This window comes from Pectobacterium betavasculorum, assembly GCF_000749845.1.
GTDB lineage: Bacteria > Pseudomonadota > Gammaproteobacteria > Enterobacterales > Enterobacteriaceae > Pectobacterium > Pectobacterium betavasculorum.
Genome location: NZ_JQHM01000001.1, coordinates 1,660,898 through 1,683,831, shown reverse-complemented (window position 1 = coordinate 1,683,831; position 22,934 = coordinate 1,660,898). Strand labels below are relative to the sequence as shown.

The following is a 22,934-nucleotide window of genomic DNA, read 5'->3' as shown; positions in this document are numbered from 1 at the left end:
ATGCGGCGCAGGAAATCGCCCGGCTGCCGCTGCTGTCCGATGCTCAACGCCGTCAGGTGCTGTATGACTGGAACGAGACACGCACGGACTACCCGCGGGAACAGGGGATCCATCAGCTATTCGAGGCTCAGGTGGAGCGTACGCCGCAGGCGGTGGCGCTGGTGCATAACGAGGGGAAACTGAGTTATGACGAACTCAACCAGTTCGCCAACCGGCTGGCGCACGCGCTGATAGCAAAGGGTGTGGTACCGGATATGCGGGTGGCCATCTGCCTGCCGCGCGGCGTGGAAATGGTGGTGGCGGTGCTGGCGGTGCTGAAGACGGGCGGCGCCTATGTGCCGATTGATCCAGCCTATCCGCAGGCGCGTATTGATTATCTGCTGCAAGACAGCCAGCCGCAGGTGCTGATCACGTTCGGCGAACTGTGGAATAGCCAGCCGGACGTACCTGAGATTATCGATCTCGCTGCCTCGCCGCAGAATGATCCGACGCAATCGGACAATCCGACCGTGATGCTGACGGCGGATAATCTGGCCTATGTGATTTACACCTCGGGGTCGACCGGTCAGCCGAAAGGGGTGATGGTTCCCCATCGGGGCGTGGTTAATCTCCTGACTTCGATAACGCAACGCATTGCGCTGCGCGCGGATGACCGCCTGCTCAGCGTTACGACGCTTAATTTCGATATTTCGGCACTGGAGCTGTTCGCGCCGTTGCTGTGCGGCGCGACGTTGCTACTGGCGGATCGTGATACCGTGCTGGATCCTGAGCGGCTGGCGCAAAGCATTCGCCATCATCAGGTCAGTGTTATGCAGGCGACGCCGTCGGTGTGGCGCATGTTGCTGGAAAACAGCCAGTGCCGCGGGTTGCGGCTGCGGGCAGCGCTGTGTGGCGGCGAAGCGCTGAGCAATGAACTGGCGCAGCGGTTATTAATCCTGACCGACACGTTGTGGAATCTCTACGGCCCGACGGAAACCACGATCTGGTCGACCGCGCAGCAGGTACGCGATGTGGGCGGTAATGCGTTTGCGCCGTCCATCGGTCAACCGTTGGCCAATACCCGCATTTATATTCTTGACGCGCTGGGACAGCCCGCGCCTATCGGCGTCTTCGGCGAAATTCACATTGCCGGCGATGGGGTAGCGCTAGGGTATCTGAATCGTCCTGAACTGACGCAGAATCGCTTTGTGCCCGATCCTTTCATCACGCCGCAACCCGGCAATGCCGTGCCGCTGATGTACCGTACCGGCGACCTGGGTCGCTGGCGCACGGACGGCAGCATCGCCTATTACGGACGCAACGATAATGAGGTGAAAATCCGTGGCGTGCGTATCCATCCGGCTGAAATCGAGTCGGCTCTGCTGGAACATACGGGCGTACAGGATGCGGTAGTCATCGGCGATCGGGGCAAGCGGCTGATTGCCTACGTGACGGTGCCATCTCAAGCCACGTGCGCTGCGTCGCCGGGCGAGGAAAAAACCGGCTTCAGTCTCTTCTACTTCGGCGGCGACTCGCGGGATCAGAGAGATAAGTACGCGCTTTATCTGGAAGCGGCGCAGTATGCCGATCGCAACGGATTTGAAGCGGTATGGACGCCTGAGCGCCACTTTCATCCGGTGGGGGGGTTGTACCCCAACCCGTCAGTACTGAACGCCGCGCTCGCGACGGTGACGCAACGGATAGCCCTACGTTCAGGCAGCGTGGTGCTGCCTTTGCATCACCCGGTGCGAGTCGCCGAAGAGTGGTCGATGGTGGATAACCTCTCTCACGGCCGAGTCGGGCTGGCGGTCGCCTCCGGCTGGAACCCGAAAGACTTTGTGCTCGCGCCGGAAGGCTATTCGGCGCGCAAGCAGGCGATGTTCGACGGGGTGGAAATCATCAAGACGCTGTGGCGGGGCGAAACGATATCGCTGCCGGACGGCGCGGGCAAAGACACCGATGTTCACCTGTATCCGGAACCCATTCAGGAGAAGCTTCCGATCTGGGTGACCGCAGCGGGAAACCCGGAGACCTTTATACAGGCCGGGAAAGCTGGCACCCATCTGCTGACGCACCTGATGGGACAACAGCTTGATGAGTTGGCGGATCATATCGCGCTCTACCGACAAGCCAGAGCGGAAGCGGGTCACGATCCGGACACCGGCCATGTAACCCTGATGGTGCACACCTTTATCGGAGCCGATTTGGACGCGACATTGGCGAAAGCCAGAGCGCCTTTTATCGATTACCTGAAGCTGCATTTCGGGCTGAATTTCTTCTCTAAGGATATGGGCACGCCGTCATCGACGATCCCTGACCATGACATGGAAGAGATGACGGCGTATGCCTTCGATCACTATTCTTCCTCCGCGGCGCTGATCGGTACGCCGCATAACTGTTTGCCTATCGTGCAAGCCATCAAAAACAGCGGCGTTGATGAAATTGCCTGTCTGATTGACTGGATGGACGCGGAAAGCGCGCTGGAGGGGCTGCCGCACTTGAACCGGCTGCAACAGTTGGCGCAATCTGCCGCGCCCAGCATCAGAGAGCTGCGTCACTTCCTTGTGCGGCGTCTGCCTGGACACATGATTCCAGATAACGTGGTGTTCCTGGATGCCCTGCCGATGACGGCTAACGGCAAAGTCGATCGTAATTCGCTGCCGGTGCCGTCGTCGACGGCGGAAACTCACGACTATGCGCCTCCCGAGGGGGAACTGGAGTCGACGATTGTCTCGCTGTGGTGTGAGCTGCTCGACGCCCAACGCATTAGCCGGCATGACAACTTTTTTGAACTGGGTGGCAACTCCCTGATGGTGGTCAGTTTGCTTGAACGTCTTCGCCAGGCGGCTATTCCCGCGGAGGTGCGGATGTTGTTCGCAAATCCGACACCAGCCTCGCTGGCTGAGGCTATCGCCAATCATCAACGCCTGGTCGCCAATGCGAATCCAGGGGATACCACTCCCGATACGATAGAGGTGATATTCTGATATGCGTACATTAACGTCTGCACCGGCTTATCGACTAGCCAACTCCGTCATCGTCGAACCCCTGGTCAATGGATGGAGCGCCTGGTGGTTAAATATCGCCCCTATCCCAGCCAGTTTGCACTTTGCGCAGGTACAGCGCAAAGTCATGCGCCTGTATTTGGACAACCCGGCGCTGAACTATCAGATGGCGACCGACCCAGCCCTGAGCGGCAGCGCCTGCATCGGAGTTTTGCCGGAATACGCCGATCAGATTGCGGCGCTGCTCGCCAGTTCGGAAAGCTCGCTGCGTGACTGCGTGGCGCTGTCAGAGGCGGTGGGAAAATTACACCACCTGCTGTTGGAACAGGGTAAAGGGCAGTCTCTAGAGCCGCTTTATGCGCAGGTGCCCGCTCCGCTGCGCGGGCTGGTTGAGCTGGTTTACGACTATTTCAACCGGCCTTCCTTCCGGATCATTGAAGCGCTGACCTACCGTAGCCATTATTACAAACCCGCATTGCAGAGCCTGCGTATCCGCAACCTGCGGCATGATGGCGATCGGCCACCTTTATTCAGTACTCCTCATACCGTTCTGCCGGATGATGCCTGGTGGCAGGAACCGTTCGCCAGCCCGCGGCTGGATGCGTTATTCCAACTGGATACCGCGCCCAAGCCGTTAGCGCGGATTTTCGAACTGTGCGGGGCGGACGCGACGTTGCAACGTCAACTGCGTCCGTTACTGACGGATGCGCCTCTTCCCCCGGATACCCTCCGCGCCGACCCGCAGGGGACCCGCGTACATTATCTTGGACACGCGACGGTGCTGGTTCAGACTCAGGGGGTATCGGTGCTGATAGATCCATTTATCAGCGCCAGCCCCCTTCAGGGTGACGATGGGCGCGTGACCTTTCAGGCTCTGCCTGAATATATCGACTATGTGCTGGTTACCCATGCGCATCCGGATCATTTCTCGGTAGAGACATTATTGCGCTTGCGCCATCGCATCGGCTGCCTGGTGGTCCCGAGAGCGAGCGATTTCCTGCTGGGGGACGTATCGCTACGTCAAATGGCTGAGGTGTTGGGCTTCAAAAAGGCGATCGAGATGGAATCATTGCAGTCGATTCCGCTACCGGACGGCGAAATCATCGGGGTGCCGTTTCTCGGCGAACATGGCGATTTAGCTCATGCCAAGAGTGCGTATGTGATCCGGCTTGGACGCCAACAGATCCTGTTTGCTGCCGACTCGGCCTGTTTGGATCCGGTGTTGTATGAGCGAATAAGAGAGGCGATAGGCACCATCGAAACGGTATTTATGAACAGCGAGACCGAAGGCGCTCCCGCCTCTTACACCATTGAAGCGCTGTTTCCACAGGATCGCGATCGCCAGCCGGAGAAAAACCGACGCTGCCGCGGCAGTACTTCCGGCGAGGCGATAGAACTGCTCAAGGCCGTCGGTGCTAAGCGTTTGTACAACTACGCCATGGGGCTGGAGCCGTGGTTCCGGCATGTGTTGGGCCCGGCGTCGAAGCCTGATTCGGCGAGAATGCGGGATTCGGACGCGCTATTGAGCGGCGCCAAGGCCGCCGGGCTTGAGGTCGTTCAGCGGCTACAGGGACCCCAGGTTATTCCGCTGCGGAACAACGACGCGCCGTTCGGTACGTCGAGCGATTACGAGGTAACCATATGATTAATAAAGACCTGAATTCGTCCGCAGAAACAACTACCATCACGTTCCCGGAACTGTTGATTGAACTGGGCAAGCGCGGGGTAGCGCTGCGGCGTGAAGTCGACAATATCAAACTGCGCGCCGACAAGACGACGCTTGACCCGACGCTGCTGGCCAGCCTGCGCGAGCATAAGTCTTTGCTGCTGGCATGGATCGGAGAAAGCAGCCAGACGTGGAAATACCCTGAGTCGGCGCTGGTCGATCTTTCCGAGCAACAGCGGGCGCGTATTGTGCAGCGCGTCGCAGGCGGCGATGACAACGTGCAGGATATCTACCCGTTGACGCCGCTACAGGAGGGGATTTTCTTTCACCATCTGGCCAGCGAGAACGCGGCGGACCCTTATATTCTGCCGTGGCTGATGGCGTTCTCGTCACGCGAGGAGCTCGATCGTTTTACCGCGGCGATGCAGATGGTGATCGACCGCCATGACATGTTGCGCAGCGCTATTGCCTGGGAGGGGCTGCCGGCGCCGGTACAGGTCGTGTGGCGTCAGGCTGCGTTAACCGTTGAGGACATTGTTCTGAGCGATGAGGACGGAGACGCGCAAGCGTGGCTGATGGCGCGCTTTATCCGCCAGCCATACCGCCTCGATCTCATGCAGGCTCCGCTGATGCGTGCGTTTACCGTGCAGGATCGGAAAAACGATCGCTGGCTGGTTATGCTGCTTTGCCACCATTTGGCGATTGATCACACCACGCTGGATTTCCTCGTTGAGGAGGTGCAGGCATGTCTGCGCGGTGAAGCGGACAGCTTACCGACGCCGCTTCCCTTTAAGCAGTTTGTCGTGCAGTCGCGCCTGGCGGCCAGCGATCCGTCCCATAAGGCATTCTTTCGTCAGATGCTGGCCGGCATTGACGAGCCAACCGCGCCCTACGGCTTTGTTGATGTGCAGGGCGACGGCTCAATGCTGACTTACGCCACCCGAATTTTGGGCGATGCGTTATGCGCTCGGCTGCGCGCATCGGCTAAAGCGCTGGCAGTCAGCCCCGCCAGCCTGTTCCACGTTGCCTGGGCGATCGTCCTGGCGCGTCTGTCTGAGCGCGATGATGTGGTGTTCGGCACGGTACTGTTCGGACGAATGCAGGCTGGCGAAGGGGCTGGGCGGGTGCTGGGAGCCTGCGTCAATACGCTGCCGCTGCGCATCAATATTGGCGCGATGTCGTTGATTGACACCATCAGAGAGACGCATATCCTGCTATCTGAACTGTTAAGCCATGAACACGCCCCGCTGGCGCTGGCGCAGGCATGCAGCCAGGTACCGGTATCGCTGCCGCTATTCAGCGCCGGGCTCAACTACCGCTACAGCCAGAGGCAGCGGGCGTTGGCCGCCAGCCAACAGGCCGACTGGGCAAAAATGGACGGGATCTTCAATGAAGAGCGGGGCAACTATCCGCTGCATGTGGAAGTAGACGATTTCGGCGACAGCTTCGCGATAACCACCCACGTTCACCGTCCGATGGACCCCAAGCGCGTGGCGCGCTATCTGGAAACGGCGCTCATCGGGGTGACGGATGCGCTGGAGAATGAGCCGACGGCTCGGGTGAACCTGATTGATATTTTGCCTGACGAAGAGCGCCGCGAGCTGCTTGTCGCCTGGAATGATACCGCGACGGCGTTCCCGGATCGGACCTGTATTCATACTCTGTTTGAAGAGCAGGCCGCCCGTACGCCGCAGGCGCCCGCCGTCGTGTACGGCCAACATACGATCGCTTACGCCGACTTGAATGCGCAGGCTAATCGTTTGGCGCACTACCTCTGTGCGCAGGGGGTTGGCGTCGGCACCTATGTCGCCATCTCGCTGCCCCGCAGCCCGGAGATGGTGGTGGCGATACTGGCCGTGCTCAAGGCCGGTGCCGCTTATATCCCGTTGGATACCAGCTACCCGATTGAGCGTCTGCTCTTTATGCTGCGCGACAGCGCGGCGGCCGTGTTGATTACCGATCGCCATAGCCGCGGCGCACTGGGCGAACTTCCCGTCAGCCTGACGGTGATTGAAATGGATGGAGAGCAGAGGCCTTGGCTGACAGGCGAAGAGGAGAATCTGGACGCCGATGCGCTGGGGCTGACGCCCGATGCGATGGCTTACGTTATTTACACCTCCGGTTCGACCGGTACGCCGAAAGGGGTTCCGGTGCCGCATCGCGGGTTGTGCAATCTGATTACGGCGGAAGTCGAAGCCTTCGCGGTCACGCCGCACAGCCGGGTATTGCAGTTCGCCTCTTTCTGCTTTGACGCCAGCGTTTCCGAGCTGTTTATCGCGTTTGTCAGCGGTGCCGCGCTTTACCTGCCTCCGGCCGGACCGCTGGTCGGGGCCGAACTGATCGACATGCTAAACCGCGATCGCATCACTCATGTCACGCTGCCGCCTGCGGTGTTATCCGCCCTGCCGGAGGGAACCGAATTCCCTGATTTGCAAACGCTGGTATTGGTCGGCGAGGAGGTTTCCGAAGCACTGGTGCGGCAGTGGGCTCCGGGGCGCCGTTTCATCAATGGCTACGGTCCTACGGAGGCGACTATCGGTGCGGCGATGCACGTGTGCGATCCGCAGCGGGAAGGAAAACCGCCTATTGGGCGGCCGTTTGCCAACGTCCGTATCTACATTCTGGATGCGCAGGGCCGCCTAGCGCCGGTCGGCGTCGCCGGTCACCTTCATGTGGCGGGTGCTGGCGTGACGCCGGGATATCTTAACCGGCCAGAACTGACGGTTGAACGTTTTATTACCGATCCGTTCAGCGATGAACAGGGAGCCAGACTGTATAAAACCGGCGATCTGGGGCGCTGGCTTCCCGATGGCACCATCGAGTTTCTCGGCCGCAGCGATCGTCAGGTGAAAATTCGCGGTTTTCGTATCGAGCTGGGTGAGATTGAAGCCTGCATCCGTTTTTACCCCGGCGTACAGGATGCGGTTGTGTTGGCGCGAGAGGACGTTCCTGGCGATCGCCGATTGGTGGGTTATTACACCGTTGTACAGGACGTGGAGGAAGAGCGACTGCATGAATTCCTCGCCCAACGCCTGCCCGACTATATGATGCCGTCCGCTTATGTCCGTCTGGATAGCCTGCCGCTGACGCCGAATGCCAAGGTAGATCGCGCCATGCTGCCGGCGCCGGAGCAGGCGGGCGTGGTGAAAGAGGGATTCGAACCGCCGCAGGGCGCGGTTGAAAAAATGCTGGCGGGGGTATGGGCCAAAGTTTTGAACCGGCCGCAGGAAAATATCAGCCGCGATGACAACTTCTTTGAGCTTGGCGGTCACTCGCTGCGTCTGGTCGAGGTGGCTAGCCTGCTACAGGAACTCGGCCTCAACATGACTGTTTCCACGCTGTTTACACAGGCTACCGTTAGGCAGTTGGCTGAGAGCATCTCTCATGATGGCGCGCCCGCATGGGCTAACGGCGCCATTCCGTTTCGGGTGAAAAATGACGCCGTGCCACTGTTCTTTGTTCATGAGGTGTGGGGGGAACTGCTTTACGTTCCTGAGATCCTTACGCATATCGACAGCGATATCAGCGTATACGGGCTGGCGGGACAACACGATCGGGCAGCGCCCATTGATTCTCTGCGCGGTCATGCCGCGAACCTGATTCGAGTGATGCGAAGCGTACAACTGCACGGGCCGTATCGGCTGGCGGGGTGGTCGTTCGGCGGCGTTCTGGCCTATGAGATTGCCTGCCAACTGCTGGAACAAGGCGCGGAAGTGGCATTTCTCGGCCTGCTGGATTCGGCGAATCCGGTAACGCAGGCGATTACGCTGCCGGATGACCTCCAGGATGTGACTCGGCTATGGTGGGCGCTGAACCCGCTGCTTGAACCCGCCGCAGCGCAGCGTATAGCGGCGCTTACGGAGACCGCTGCCTTTGGCGAGTTGGTCAAGGCCTTTCAAGCGGAGTCGGTGCTGCCGGCGCGTATGAGCGCTGAACAGGCGCTACGCTATCTCGATCAGTACGAAGGCTATATCCGTGCGCTGGCCGACTGGCGACCGCAGCCGCTCGCCGTTCCGCTGCATCTGTTCCGCGTTAGCGATGATAGGGCGCCGCTGCTGGGATGGGATAGCGTCAACACGCCGTCGGCTATTCGGGTGATTCCGGTAAAAGGAACGCATATGTCGATGGTGAGCCGACCGTACGTCAATACGCTAGGCGAGGCGTTGACGCACGCGCTGCGGGCAATCGAACAAGGTAAGCGCTAGATGACGTCGGTAGCTATGTTGCTAAACCCCGTACTCCGCCTGGGACGGCCCTTTTTTCTGCTATTGCTGGCGGAAAATATCTTTATTGCTGGTGCGAATATCGCCGGTTTCTCAATCGGAGCCTGGGTGTATCAACAAAGCGGTTCACTGTTCGACTTCTCTTTGGTGATGACAATCGGCGCTTTTTCCACGCTGATGGTGCTGCCGTTTGCCGGGGCGCTGGCGGACCGCGTCGATCGTCGTAAGGCGATACTGCTGTCTGATGCTGGCGTGTTTTGCCTGATGGCGGTATTACTCATCGTGATGGTAAAAAGCGGCGTCGCGCTTTGGCTGCTGTATGTGTTTACCGTGACGATCGCGCTGGCGCAGGCGCTCAGAACGCCTGCATACCGTACTACCATGAGCGCACTGCTGGAGAGCGAACAGATGCCTCTTGCCTGCGGTCTGATGGGCGTCGTTACCGGGGGGATCGGCATTTTTGTGCCGATGATCGCCGGGATGGTTATGTACCGCTACGGTCTGAACGGCATCTTCATTTTCAATTTGATCACGATGCTGTGCAGCCTGTCGCTGGCTGCGGTTGGACTTTACGGGGTTCGGCCGTCAATTCTGAAATCACCCAACGTCGCTGTTCACTCCAGCGGTTTGCTGCGGGATTTCCTGCGGGCGCTGGCCTACTTCAAGGAACATCGGCTGATGGCGATGCTGCTTATCTATGTGCTGATTCAGAGCGGCCTTGAGGCACTAGTCTCTACGCTGGTAACCCCGCTGATACTTACCCACTACAGCGTACGCGAGCTGGGAATTATTATGGGCTGGGGCGGTCTGGGCGCGGCGCTGGGGGCCATGTCGCTCTTTGTGCCGTGGCTGTCGTCGCGTCTGGCGCTGCTATTGCTGTCCTGCAACACGCTGCTCTCGTTGTGTATCGCGATCGTCAGTTTGGTCAATTCTGTTTTTTACTACGCGGCATGCGTCTTTGCCGCTCTGTTTGTCGGCAGCCTGTCGACCAGTTGTGGTATGGCGCTGTGGATGCGCAAGGTGCCGCTTAACTGTCAGGGCAGCGTCTTTGCGCTGATGGGCTCGCTTTCCATGCTTTCGATGCCGGTCGCCATCCTGCTGGTTGGCAAAATAGTGGACCGCTGGCTGGCACCGGCCTTTGCCTCCGGTACACGCTGGACCGAAAGCGTCAGCAACTGGTTGGGGGGGGCCGGCGATGGCGGAGCCATTCGGCTGGTGCTGCTGTGCTGCGGGGCGTTGGGGGTGACGCTCTCTCTGATGGGGTTGGCATACCGCAAGATGCGCCGTCTGGATGAGCAGATTCCTGATGGGCGCTGATGGTTTTTTCACACTAAGGAGGATGTCGTTCAATGTGTGCTGCAATATCGCATGTAGGCAAGGTTTGTTGTGAACAGCCGGATGACTCATTGATGGCCGGGAAAATGTTCAGGATCACAACGTGTTTCTGTTGTGTTTTCCCTTGTCAGGCGCTGCCGTAAGGCAAGCCGGATAGGGAAGAACACACTATCGAATGAAGTAATCATTAATGAAAAGGAAAGACATATGACTGCTACTCATCGTTCCGCCAATTATTCCAAGCCGGCTCAGTTGGATATGCCGGGATTGGCAAACCTGCTTTTTGGACATGCTGCGTTTCAGTACTTGCAGGCAGCTTGTGAATTGAATGTGCTTGAGACCGTCCGCGACTTATCGGAACCGACAAAAGAGAGGATCAGCGAGGCGCTGGGGCTTGAGGAGCGTGCAGCGGATATCCTGTTGCTGGGCATGACCTCATTGGGGCTGCTGGTGAAAGAAAACGGTATTTACCGTGTCGCCGACGTGGTACGTGAACTCATGGACACCGATGACTGGCGGCGTTTCAAAGACACGGTGGCTTTCGAACACTATATTGTGTACGAAGGTCAGATCGATTTTACCGAGTCGTTGCAGAAAAATACCAACGTTGGGCTGCGTCGTTTCCCTGGGGAGGGGCGTGATATTTACCATCGCCTGCATCAAAATCCGAAGCTGGAAAGCGTCTTTTATCGCTATATGCGCTCCTGGTCGGAACTGGCCAACCAGGATCTGGTTAAGCACCTGGATCTCTCTACGGCTCGTCGTTTGCTGGATGCTGGCGGCGGTGATGCCGTTAACGCGCTGGCATTGGCCCAGGCTAATCCGCTACTGGAGGTGACGGTGCTGGATATATCTCACTCCATTCCGGTTACCCAGTCTAAAATAGACGAGTCCGGGCTTGGCGATCGGGTGAATGCCAAGGCGCTGGACATTCTGCATGAGCCGTTCCCAAGCGGCTATGACTGCATCCTGTTCGCCCATCAACTGGTGATTTGGACGTTGGAAGAGAACACCCACATGTTAGGTAAAGCCTATGAGGCGCTACCGGAGGGCGGACGGGTGGTGATCTTCAACTCCATGTCCAACGATGAAGGTGATGGGCCGATAGTCGCGGCGCTGGACAGCGTTTACTTCGCTTGTCTGCCGGCCGAAGGCGGTATGATCTACGCGTGGGAGCAGTATGAGCGCTGCCTGGCAGCGGTTGGCTTTAAGAATCCGCAGCGTATTCAGGTGCCCGGCTGGACGCCGCATGGCATCATTATTGCTTATAAATAAGAGTTAACAGTTATTCGGTCTGGTGGTATGCGCGCCGTCAGCCGAATAGCTGACTGCTTTTGATTTGGTTCCCATACCGTTTTTATATCGAGATGTATTACTGTGATACCAGTCCGCTTAACGCGCGAAATTCAGGTTCCCCGAACATACTGCTTGCCGTCTCCCAATCGTGAAGAGAAGATGCAGTGGTTCACAAAATCAAGATACCTATATAACCTCTTCCACGCTTTATCGACCGGTTTTCCAGCGCATTGGCGCTTGAGCGTGAAGAACCGCTTCATCAGATTGTCAATCGACTGGATATTATTCTGCCCGGAATTGATCTATGGCATGCGTTATCTGGGAAGTGAAATGGTCGAGCTTTACAATCCACGGTGAGAAATAGAGTTGGGTTACTGTGAAATCAAACAGGCAATGCTCTGAGCTAACTGACACTGAGAAGCAAAAAGCCGGGACTTGCGGAACAGGCGTTATTGGTGTGCTTCTGATGTGTGATTTTTTAAATATCAGATGGTTAAAATGACAAGCCAACTGAAAGATTACTGGCTAAATCAACTGGAATTCTTAGGATACAGCGGGCTGATCATGAGAATATTGATGGCGCTTCAAGGGGCATTGCCGAGGCGGATCCCTGAGCTAACGCGTGATCTGGAGAGTATAGGGCAGATGGTGAAGTTGCTAATAAAAAGGGAAAGAGCTTTCCCTATAGTGGTGAAAGAAAGACCTTATAACTATCGAAAAGCTGATAAAAAAGCCCATGTTGCATAACTGACTAATATTAATCCTTCGTAGGATAAACTCCAAACTGCCATCACTGATGGCTACGCTTCTCTGTTCAGAAAATGACAGACGGCACCATTGATTGTTAATCATTAATGAATGATGTAATTGAAAGATTATTGTTTCCGAACGGTATCTTCTGATGTTGTGAAGCTGCATTCTTCCATAGAGAATGTAGCTGATGGGCTGATAACCTGGGAAGGTTGTCTATGAATATATTCGATGATGGACACAAGATAAATAAATGCAAATAGGCGTTCAGGACACAGATCATTTAATAGCTTACATATTGAGCAATAAATGTTTTTTGCCGACTGACATAGAAAAAATTTGCATAAAGAGGTTGCCATCAATTTAGGGTTAGTCCATAATGCTGTCCATTGAGTTAAGTTATATGCTATAAAGTGATTTGTAATCAAGGGGTTATGGGCCAGGTGCTAGTCTCGTTTCCCGCTCCAATTTAAAGCATCGGCACTTGCGGATGTTGGTTACTAAAACCTGAATGTTTTGGCGCGTTAACAAAGCGGTTATGTAGCGGATTGCAAATCCGTCTAGTCCGGTTCGACTCCGGAACGCGCCTCCAATATTTGTGCCCGGGTGGTGAAATCGGTAGACACAAGGGATTTAAAATCCCTCGGCGTACGCGCTGTGCGGGTTCAAGTCCCGCCCCGGGCACCATTGATAAATCAATAGACGTCAACCGACGTCTATTTTTTTGCCTAAAACCCACGGTTTTACTGACTTCCCCTTCATTCCATACTCTTCCTACGTCAACACAATTCAACTGACATCAACTTGCTTGTGCGGGTACAATTGCGGGTATACTTCAGTATGGTAAATCCTTGTACCCTCAATAACGCATTTATTGAAGGAAAAGCATTATGGCACTCACGGATATCAAGGTACGTTCAGCAAAACCGGAAGAGAAGCCTTATAAACTTACCGATGGAAACGGTATGTTTCTTTTGGTCCATACCAATGGATCTAAATATTGGCGCTTACGCTATCGTTCGGATGGCAAAGAAAAGACGTTGGCGCTAGGTGTCTACCCTGAGGTTTCCCTTTCTGAAGCGCGTCAGAAACGCGATGAAGCGCGAAAACTTATTGCTGCTGGCGTTGATCCTAACGAGCATAAAAAAGCAGTCAAAACTCAGCAACAAGATGATGAGCAAACCTTCGAGGTTGTGGCCCGAGCTTGGCATGCCGACAACAAGAAATGGTCGGAATCTCATGCCGAACGTATCCTGAAAAGCCTGAGCGACAATATTTTCCCCGCCATCGGTGGCTCTCATATCGCAAATCTGAAAACACGCGACTTGCTGACACCAATTAAAAGCGTTGAACGTTCAGGACGTTTAGAAGTGGCTAAGCGTCTAAAACAACGTGTGACCGCCATCATGACCTATGCCGTACAAAACGGCCTGATTGATTATAATCCGGCGCAGGATATGGCAGGGGCAATTATGCCAGGCAAAGTTGAACATCGTCCTGCGTTAGCCCTTGAACGCTTGCCTGAACTTCTTGGCCGGATTGACGGTTACAAAGGCCGTGAGTTTACCAAATGGGTTATTAATCTCTCCTTACTGATTTTCATTCGTTCAAGCGAGCTCCGTTTTGCTCGCTGGCCGGAAATCGACTTTGAACGAGCATTATGGACGATTCCCCCTGAACGTGAACCGATTCCAGGAGTGAAATTCTCCGAACGCGGTTCAAAAATGCACACACCACACCTTGTTCCTTTAAGCCGTCAGGCACTGGAGATCCTTAAAAAGATCAGAGAGGTGAGTGGGCATTGTGAGCTGGTTTTCATTGGCGATCATTCGTCACGAAAACCTGTCAGCGAGGGGACGGTAAACAAAGCGCTGCAAACGATGGGCTACGACACGAAAACGGAAGTATGTGGTCACGGCTTTCGTACCATGGCCTGTAGTTCACTGATTGAGTCGGGCTTGTGGTCTAGGGATGCGGTAGAGCGACAGATGAGCCACCAGGAGCGTAACGGCGTCCGGGCAGCGTATATCCATAAGGCGGAGCATCTGGGTGAACGCAAACTGATGCTGCAATGGTGGGCAGATTTTCTCGATGCGAACCGGGAGAGAGGAGTTAGCCCGTTTGATTTTGGGAAGTTGACTGTGGATTAATATATGTAGTAAGTGGGCAGGCTGTAGTTCTGTCAGGAAAGAGTTACAGTTTGCTTATTTTCCTATCATAACAGTGGCGATCGTTTTTCATGGAGGACATTTTTAATGAAATCAATAACAACATGTTGTTTATGTTGTTGTAAAATTAATCCCCAATGGGATCCAATTGATATTGGAGTGACGGCTTTCCATTTCACCGAATCGAATTACCCCATTGATTAACACTGTAACGTCAGTAGTTGCTGAAACTTAGTGATTATTAACCATATCATTCAATTTAAAATTTTCAGATAATTTCTTACGGTTTTCAACATTGTGCAAGCCTGAAGATTTTCAGAACAATAATGAGGCAAATACATGGCCATAACGAACGGAAACAACACCGCGTCAATCGGGTTCGAACAGCAAATTTGGGCGGCGGCGGACATCCTGCGCGGCAATATGGACGCGGCGGAATATAAACATGTCGTATTAGGACTTATCTTCCTCAAATACATTTCGGACAAGTTTGATGAGCGATATCAGGCGCTTCTGGCTGATGACGACGATGTGGAGGATAAAGATGCCTACGCCGAAGCAAATGTATTTTTCGTACCGCAGCAGGCCAGGTGGAGTGCTATCGCTGAAGCATCACGCAAAGAGACTATCGGTATTGTTATTGATAACGCGATGCGGGAAATCGAAAAAGAAAACAAACGGCTGAAAGATATTCTGCCTAAAAATTACGCTCGCGCCGAGCTAGACAAACGCCGACTTGGCAACGTTGTCGATCTGTTTACCAATATTCAGATGATTGAACATGGAACAGACAAAGATATTTTGGGACGTACCTACGAATATTGTCTCGCCAAATTTGCTGAGCAAGAGGGTAAGCGTGCTGGAGAATTCTTCACGCCCTCCTGTGTCGTGCGAACGCTCGTTGAAGTTTTACAACCGTTTAAAGGTCGCGTGTACGACCCCTGTTGCGGTTCAGGCGGTATGTTTGTCCAGTCTGCCGACTTCGTAAAAAACCACAGTGGCAACATCGGTAACCTCTCGGTTTACGGGCAGGATGCTAACCCGACTACACGTAAAATGGCGTTGATGAACCTGGCTATTCGCGGTATCGAAGCTAACATCGGTACTCACAATGACGATACGTTTCGCAATGATTTGCACAAAACACTGAAGGCCGACTTTATTCTTGCTAATCCGCCATTCAACCTGTCGGATTGGAACGATGGCAGCTTAAACGACGATCCACGCTGGCAATACGGTTTACCACCGAATGGGAACGCCAACTTCGCTTGGTTACAACACATGATTCATCACCTCGCCCCAAATGGCAAAATTGGTATGGTGCTTGCCAACGGTTCACTATCTTCCCAGAGCAGCGGCGAGGGTAATATCCGACGAAAAATCGTAGAGAACGACCTGGTGGAAGGCATTATCGCGATGCCCACGCAATTGTTCTACACCACCCAGATCTCCGTATCTTTATGGTTTATCAGCCGGAACAAAAAGCAAAAAGGCAAAACGCTGTTTATCGATGCTCGCAATATGGGAACGATGGTCAACCGTCGTCTGCGTGAGATGACCGCCGAGGATATCGCCAAAATTGCCGCTACCTTTGAGGCGTTCGACAACAATACGTTGAAAGATGTGAAAGGTTTCTGCGCGGCGGTCACGACAGAGGACATCGCCAAACAGGACTTTATTCTCACGCCGGGCCGCTATGTCGGCATTGAGGCTAAGGAAGATGACGGCGAACCTTTTGAGGAGAAAATGTCGCGATTGACGGAAGAACTTAGCGTGCTGTTCAAGCGTTCCCATGAACTGGAAGATGAGATTCGCAAGAGACTCGGGGGACTTGGGTATGAGATCTAAATACGTTACTTATTTATTAGCTGATGTTATCGATCTCATAGGTGGAGGGACTCCAAACACAAACATTCCTGAGTACTGGGACGGTGATATTCATTGGCTCTCTGTAAAGGATTTTAATAACGATGAGCGCTATGTATTTTCGACTGAAAAGTCCATAACTAAAGCTGGGCTGGATAATAGTTCTACTAAAATGCTGAATAATGATGACATCATTATTTCTGCCCGCGGAACGGTGGGAGAACTCGCGATGGTTCCGTTCCCAATGGCATTTAATCAGTCTTGCTATGGAATACGAGGTAAGAAAGGCATTATCGTTCAGACATATCTTTACTATTTACTGAGGGACAGTATCCGATTACTGAAAAGTCATACCCATGGTTCAGTATTCGATACTATCACACGGGATACATTCGCTAGAATTGAGGTAAATCTGCCGTCCATAGATGAACAGCATATTATTGCTGATATTTTGATCGCTTTAGACGATAGAATTTCTGTAAATAAGGCGATAAATCATCATTTAGAGCAGATGGCGCAAGCCATGTTTAAGTCCTGGTTTATCGGTTTCGAGCCGTTCGGTGGGAAAATGCCGAGTAAATGGAGAAAAGGTACGATTTCCGATTTGGGCTATGTCATTGGCGGCAGTACACCATCTAAGGCGAAACCTCAATATTACACCGAACACGGCATAGCCTGGGTTACACCTAAAGATTTGTCTGTCAACAAAAACAAGTTTATTGCCCATGGAGCAAACGACATCTCTGAACTTGGCCTTCGCAACAGTAGCGCACAGCTTATGCCACGAGGAACTGTCCTTTTCAGTTCCAGGGCGCCAATTGGCTATATCGCTATTGCGAGTGGGGAACTCTCTACCAATCAGGGTTTTAAATCTATTGTTCCAAAAAAAAACGTAGGCACTGCATTCATTTATTACTTCTTGATTAATAATATTCAAACTATCGAGAATGTAGCTTCGGGGTCGACTTTCAAGGAAGTTTCTGGAACTACAATGAAAAGCATTCCCGCTGTTATTCCTGATGAGGATTCTCTTCGTCGCTTTCAAGACGAATGCACTCCCATATTCAATAAGCAGGAACTGCTTGAGGCAGAGAATGCCTGTCTTGCAGAGACGCGTGATACTTTACTACCCCGACTAATGTCCGGAGAACTATCCGTTGCCGATCTCGGCGACGCTAAATGATGATTTATCGATCCTACTGTCTGCGCATAAACTCATGTTTTGATCCAGCGGTAGGTGAGATGATGAAGGACAAGTTAATAACGGAAATTCAGGCAAATATGGCAGCGATACTGACACAGCGACAATTAGACGGACTACGCCGGGTGCTGACATACCACATGCATAATGTTGACATCACGGCAAGTCGGATCCCCGACGATCAGGAAACCGTTGGAAATGATGGGCTGCTTAATGTGTTTATCTCTGCAAAACGTATCGAAGGTTGTTCGGAAAAATCGCTGAAATATTATGATGCTACCGTTAGTACTATGCTCAAAGCAGTAAAAAAACCAGTCCGTGAGATCGTCACAGACGATCTTCGCAACTATCTGGCGAACTACCAGAAAGCACGAAACTCCAGCAAAGTGACGGTTGACAATATGCGCCGCATTTTTAGTAGTTTTTTCGGCTGGTTAGAGGATGAAGACTATATCCTTAAAAGCCCCGTGCGGCGCATCCACAAGATCAGAACGGAGAAAATCATTAAAGAAACCTTTTCTGACGAGAGCCTGGAGCTGCTCCGTGATGCCTGCGAGGAAATCCGCGATCTGGCTATGATCGATCTACTTGCCTCAACGGGTATGCGTGTTGGCGAACTGGTACAGTTAAACCGCGAGGATATTGGTTTCCATGAGCGGGAATGTGTGGTTTTCGGCAAGGGCGGCAACGAGCGAGTGGTCTACTTTGACGCCCGTACCAAAATCCACCTGTTGAACTACCTTGATGCGCGTAAAGATAACAATCCTGCACTATTCGTGTCGTTAACCCTGCCCCGCGAGCGGCTCCTTATCGGCGGTGTGGAGACTCGGCTGCGGGAAATCGGCAAACGGGCGGATATGCACAAGGTTCACCCGCACAAGTTCCGGCGCACCCTTGCTACCCGCGCCATTGACAAAGGCATGCCCATTGAGCAAGTACAGCGGTTGCTTGGTCATGTAAAGATTGATACGACGATGCATTACGCAATGGTTAATCAGACAAACGTCAAAAATTCGCATAGGAAATTTATTGGATAAGAAAATTATGTCTATAAACGGTTGGAAAGCTTGTTTACTCGGAGATGTCCTGACATTTCAAAGGGGGCACGATCTACCAAAAACCAAAATGATATGCGGTGAATATCCTGTTGTTGGCTCTAACGGGATAATTGGGTATCACAACGAATACACGACAGAAGCTCCTTCAGTCACGGTAGGACGAAGTGGCAATACTGGTAACCCTTTTATCGTATATGACCAAAGTTGGTCACATAATACGACTCTCTATGTTAAAGAATTTAAAAACTCTGATCCTGTGTTTGTGTATTACTTGCTGAAAACGCTAGATTTAGGCAATTTTTCCGGAGGGAGTGCTGTCCCTACGCTTAATCGAAATCATATACATTCACTTGAAGTATCTGTGCCACCGTTTTCTGAGCAAATCGAAATAGGACGCACGCTAAAATTATTGGACGACAAAATCGCCAACAACACAGCGATAAATCATCATTTAGCGTCGCCGAGATCGGCAACGGATAGTTCTCCGGACATTAGTCGGGGTAAAAGTGTGTCGCGTATCTCAGCAAGGCGGGAAGACTCCTTATTATTTGCGATTACCTTCTCCATCAATGGGTTTTCTATTATGTAATACTCACTAAGAGTATTCGATGATGGCAAATAGATAGACTTTTGCATTAAAGCAGCTATATCAATGCCTTGGTTGTCCCGCGTTGTTGCACGAATGATGTTATTGAAATATCCAATTTTCGATTTTATGAATGATTCGAGGTAATTTGTGGAAATACTCTCCGCAACAGAAAAAACGTTATATGCAGAACTGACGCCACCTTCAGGGATGCGGACAACCCCCCAGTTGAGAGTATGCCGACTGTTACCAAAAACTAAATCAGAGTGTTTGGTAAGTTTCACTTTCGTTGTTGCTGATACCAGATTTTTATTGAATTTAGTGTCTCGAAGCACTACTCCGTCATTGGTAATTGATAACATAGGGGTATTGTTATCATTAATGATTTTTTCGACTCTTGGCTTTATAAATGATGAAAATTTAATAACTTGCCAACCATTAGGCATCTCTCCGCCGAACGGTTCGAAGTCCACAAACCACGACTTAAACATGGCTTGCGCCATCTGCTCTAAATGATGATTTACCGCCCAGCGGCGTTGTGGAATTAACCAATTTTGTCGTTCAAAAACGAACAACGAGAATTAAACGCAAAAATTGCGTTATAAATTTGTAAAAAGGTAATCAAAATGGCCTATACCGAAGCCCATTACGAAAACGCTTGTCTTGAGTTGTTCCGCGATACGTTGGGCTATAACCATGTTTATGCGCCGGATCTGACTCGGGAGTATGCCAATCCGCTTAATATGGACGAACTTCTCCCTGCTCTCAGACGGGTGAACCCCAGACTGCCGGAAGAGGCGCTTGCCGAGGCGGTTTACAAGCTGCGAAACATTGATGGTGGCACATTCCAGCAGAAGAATGTGCAATTTATGGGCTACCTGCAAAATGGTATATCGGTCAACTATTACGATAAAGACGAGCTGCGGGCGGTGTTGGTTCATCTTGTGGATTATGGGGATGTGGAGCGGAATTCATTCACCGTCTCCAACCAGTGGACAATCTGCGAAAATAGCGAGAAACGCCCTGATGTGATCGTATTCTTAAATGGTTTGCCTGTTGTCGTTTTTGAGTTGAAATCACCTTCCCGTGAGGAAACGGACGCTTCTGAGGCATTTCTGCAACTGCGCAACTATATGCATGAGATACCGTCTCTGTTCATATACAACGCTTTTCTCGCTATGAGCGACTTGGCCGTCTCGAAAGCCGGAACCATTACGGCAGGCGAAGATCGCTTTATGGAGTGGAAAACCAAGGATGGCAGCTACGAAAATACGCAGTACGCCCAGTTCGATACGTTCATTGAGGGAATGTTCGACAAAACGCGGCTGCTCGACATCATCAAGCATTTTATTTGCTTTTCCGGCGACGAAAAAATCCTCGGAGCGTACCACCAATATTTTGCTGTGAGAAAAGCGGTCGCCTCCACCAGCAGGGCTACTGCAACAGATGGCAAAGGCGGCGTGTTCTGGCACACCCAGGGCAGCGGAAAATCGCTGTCGATGGTATTTTACGCCCATCTACTACAAAGCACGCTAAATTCTCCGACCCTGGTAGTGCTGACAGATCGCAACGACCTTGACGATCAGTTATTCGGACAGTTTGCCAAGTGCGCATTGTTCCTACGCCAAACGCCCCAGCAAGCCGAAAGCCGTTCTCATTTAAAGGAACTGCTTGCAGGAAGACTGGCAAACGGCATCATTTTCACGACCATGCAGAAATTTGAGGAGGCCTCTGAAGCGCTTTCCGAGCGTCGCAATATCATTGTGATGGCAGACGAAGCTCATCGTGGGCAGTATGGTTTAGAAGAAAAAGTGGACGCGAAAACAGGTCGTGTGATCCTCGGTACGGCACGCATTATTCGCGATAGCTTACCCAACGCCACCTACATCGGTTTCACTGGAACGCCGATATCCAATAAAGATCGCTCCACCATTGAGGTGTTCGGCAACTATATCGATATCTACGATATGACACAGGCAGTGGAAGACGGTGCGACCCGACCCGTCTACTATGAGAGTCGTGTTATTCACCTGAAGTTGGACGAAGACATTCTGCGGCTTATTGACGCGGAATACGACATTATGGCTCAAAACGCAGAAGACTATGCTATCGAAAAGAGTAAAAAGGAACTCGGCAGAATGGAGTCTATCCTCGGGGCGGAACAGACTATCACTGCGTTGTGTGAAGACATCATCCAACACTATGAGGAAAACCGTCAGCACGAGCTGACCGGCAAAGCGATGATAGTTGGTTATTCGCGCTCCATCGCAATGAGCATCTACCGCAAGCTGCTTGAGCTACGCCCTGAATGGGCCGAAAAAGTTGGCGTGGTGATGACCGAAAGCAATAAAGATCCGGAAGAGTGGCGCGGCGTTATCGGCAATAAACGCCACCGCGACGCGATGGCCAGCCGATTCAAGAATAACGATGACCCGCTGAAAATCGCCATCGTGGTGGATATGTGGCTTACAGGATTTGATGTACCATCGCTCGCTACCATGTATGTTTACAAACCGATGTCGGGGCACAATCTCATGCAGGCCATCGCCCGCGTCAATCGGGTTTACAAAGATAAAGAAGGCGGGCTGGTTGTTGATTATGTCGGCATTGCTTCGGCGTTAAAACAGGCGATGAACGCCTACACCAACCGCGATAAGAACAACTACGGTGATACCGATGTCGCCAAGACCGCGCTGCCGAAATTTATCGAAAAATTGGAAGTCTGCCGCAGCCTGTTCCACGGTTTTGACTATTCGGCGTTTCTGTCTACTGATAGCGATCTCGTTCGCGCCAAAACTATCACTGGCGGCGTGAATTTTATTTCAGCTATTGATAAGCCGAAAGTTACCCCAAATCACGAAGACATGGATTTTCGGTATTCAATGGCCGCAGAACCGAAACCCGCCTATGGCGAAGCGCCGAGCAAAAAGGATCTGTTCATCAAAGAATCCATGCTGCTTCGTCAGGCGTTATCTCTTTGTCGTTCGCTAATAAGTGCCGAGCAGCGATTCGAAGCCGCCTACTTTGAGGCGGTACGTACGCTGCTTACTCGCCTCACCGGCGAGGGTAAACCGCTGTCCCTGAAAGAAATTAATGCCCGCGTTAACGAACTACTAAAAGCAAGTATCCAAAGTGATGGGGTTATCAATCTGTTTTCCGATGTAGACACTGGGTTTTCGTTGTTCGATCCAAAATTTCTCGATGAGATCGCCAGGATGAAGGAGCGCAATCTTGCCGTTGAGATGCTGAAAAAACTGCTCGCTGAGCAGGTAACGCTCTATCGCCGCACTAATCTCGTTCAGAGTGAAAAGTTCTCGGAAATGCTTTCTCGCGCCATGAAAGCGTACCTCAACGGTATGCTCTCCAACGAAGAAGTCATCGCTGAACTGATGAAAATGGCGAAGGATATGGCGTCCGCTCAGGCGGAAGGCGATGCGCTGGGATTGACTGGTGAAGAATTTGCATTCTATCTTGCGCTGACCCGTCCTCAAGCTGTGAAAGACTTCTACCAAAACAAAGAATTAGTAGCGATGACGCACGAACTCACGGAGATGCTGCGTAAAAATCGTACTATCGACTGGCAGAAGAAAGAATCCGCACGTGCTGGTATGCGTCGTATGGTCAAAAAGCTGCTGAAAAAATACAAATATCCGCCGGAAGGTGTAGAGGATGCCGTAGCTACCGTTATTGGCCAGTGTGAGACGTGGGCGGATAATTGAGCAACTTTTCATGTCTTTGGCTCTTTGGCTGATTCATTCGTGAGAGTAAAATGAGCTTAATTTAAGTCGAGCCAAAGAACTT

At 52.4% G+C, this 22,934-nt stretch carries 11 protein-coding genes, 2 tRNA genes and 2 pseudogenes; 14 read left to right on the top strand and 1 reads right to left on the bottom strand.

Going from position 1 to position 22,934, the window contains the following annotated elements; genetic code table 11:
• From KP22_RS21280 to KP22_RS23000, 13 genes and pseudogenes are all read left to right on the top strand, one after another.
• A partial coding sequence (locus KP22_RS21280) for an LLM class flavin-dependent oxidoreductase (RefSeq protein WP_156107264.1) occupies positions 1-2,966 on the top strand: 2,966 nt, incomplete at its 5' end.
• 1 nt (position 2,967) lies between these two features.
• Entirely contained in the window at positions 2,968-4,629 is a 1,662-nt protein-coding gene (locus KP22_RS07700; RefSeq protein WP_072012549.1) for an MBL fold metallo-hydrolase, read from the top strand.
• The gene (locus KP22_RS07695; RefSeq protein ID WP_052012482.1) at positions 4,626-8,855 is read left to right on the top strand and encodes a non-ribosomal peptide synthetase; all 4,230 of its coding nucleotides are present in this window, start codon (positions 4,626-4,628) and stop codon (positions 8,853-8,855) included. The genes KP22_RS07700 and KP22_RS07695 overlap by 4 nt, the downstream gene beginning before the upstream one ends.
• Positions 8,856-10,190, top strand: a complete 1,335-nt coding sequence (locus tag KP22_RS07690; protein WP_039323359.1) for an MFS transporter — start codon at positions 8,856-8,858, stop codon at positions 10,188-10,190.
• A 225-nt stretch (positions 10,191-10,415) separates the two neighbouring features.
• A complete protein-coding gene (locus tag KP22_RS07685) occupies positions 10,416-11,483 on the top strand; it encodes a methyltransferase (protein ID WP_039305406.1) in 1,068 nt (355 codons plus the stop codon).
• Positions 11,484-11,813: 330 nt separating this feature from the next.
• Positions 11,814-12,251 (top strand): annotated as a pseudogene (locus KP22_RS22730) (IS4 family transposase); the annotation flags it as partial.
• 521 nt (positions 12,252-12,772) lie between these two features.
• Positions 12,773-12,846, top strand: a tRNA-Cys gene (locus KP22_RS07675).
• An 8-nt stretch (positions 12,847-12,854) separates the two neighbouring features.
• Positions 12,855-12,941 (top strand) — tRNA-Leu (locus KP22_RS07670).
• Between the two features lie 203 nt (positions 12,942-13,144).
• Positions 13,145-14,404 carry a tyrosine-type recombinase/integrase gene (locus tag KP22_RS07665; protein WP_039323353.1) on the top strand — a complete coding sequence of 420 codons (1,260 nt, stop codon included), beginning with the start codon at positions 13,145-13,147 and terminating at the stop codon, positions 14,402-14,404.
• Between the two features lie 357 nt (positions 14,405-14,761).
• Entirely contained in the window at positions 14,762-16,270 is a 1,509-nt protein-coding gene (locus tag KP22_RS07660; protein WP_039323350.1) for a type I restriction-modification system subunit M, read from the top strand.
• Positions 16,260-17,471 (top strand): restriction endonuclease subunit S, encoded by a 1,212-nt coding sequence (locus KP22_RS21590; RefSeq protein ID WP_072012548.1) that lies wholly within the window; start codon positions 16,260-16,262, stop codon positions 17,469-17,471. The genes KP22_RS07660 and KP22_RS21590 overlap by 11 nt, the downstream gene beginning before the upstream one ends.
• A 59-nt stretch (positions 17,472-17,530) precedes the next feature.
• A complete protein-coding gene (gene xerA / locus KP22_RS07650; RefSeq protein ID WP_244880005.1) occupies positions 17,531-18,526 on the top strand; it encodes a site-specific tyrosine recombinase/integron integrase in 996 nt (331 codons plus the stop codon).
• Positions 18,527-18,533: 7 nt separating this feature from the next.
• A pseudogene (locus tag KP22_RS23000) lies at positions 18,534-18,938 on the top strand (restriction endonuclease subunit S); the annotation flags it as partial.
• Between the two features lie 56 nt (positions 18,939-18,994).
• Here the strand turns inward: KP22_RS23000 and KP22_RS22725 are convergent.
• Positions 18,995-19,708, bottom strand: coding sequence for a restriction endonuclease subunit S domain-containing protein (locus KP22_RS22725; protein ID WP_244880004.1), 714 nt, complete (start codon positions 19,706-19,708; stop codon positions 18,995-18,997).
• A 51-nt stretch (positions 19,709-19,759) separates the two neighbouring features.
• On the opposite strand from KP22_RS22725, the gene KP22_RS07640 reads away from it, so the two are divergent.
• Positions 19,760-22,852, top strand: coding sequence for a type I restriction endonuclease subunit R (locus tag KP22_RS07640; RefSeq protein ID WP_039323345.1), 3,093 nt, complete (start codon positions 19,760-19,762; stop codon positions 22,850-22,852).
• Positions 22,853-22,934: the final 82 nt, after the last annotated feature.

Coding starts and splice junctions, on each gene's coding strand:
- KP22_RS21590 (WP_072012548.1), top strand. CDS start 16,260: ATGAGATCTAAATACGTTACTTATTTATTAGCTGATGTTATCGATCTC.
- KP22_RS07700 (WP_072012549.1), top strand. CDS start 2,968: ATGCGTACATTAACGTCTGCACCGGCTTATCGACTAGCCAACTCCGTC.
- KP22_RS07685 (WP_039305406.1), top strand. CDS start 10,416: ATGACTGCTACTCATCGTTCCGCCAATTATTCCAAGCCGGCTCAGTTG.
- KP22_RS07665 (WP_039323353.1), top strand. CDS start 13,145: ATGGCACTCACGGATATCAAGGTACGTTCAGCAAAACCGGAAGAGAAG.
- KP22_RS07640 (WP_039323345.1), top strand. CDS start 19,760: ATGGCCTATACCGAAGCCCATTACGAAAACGCTTGTCTTGAGTTGTTC.
- KP22_RS07690 (WP_039323359.1), top strand. CDS start 8,856: ATGACGTCGGTAGCTATGTTGCTAAACCCCGTACTCCGCCTGGGACGG.
- KP22_RS07660 (WP_039323350.1), top strand. CDS start 14,762: ATGGCCATAACGAACGGAAACAACACCGCGTCAATCGGGTTCGAACAG.
- KP22_RS07695 (WP_052012482.1), top strand. CDS start 4,626: ATGATTAATAAAGACCTGAATTCGTCCGCAGAAACAACTACCATCACG.
- xerA (WP_244880005.1), top strand. CDS start 17,531: ATGATGAAGGACAAGTTAATAACGGAAATTCAGGCAAATATGGCAGCG.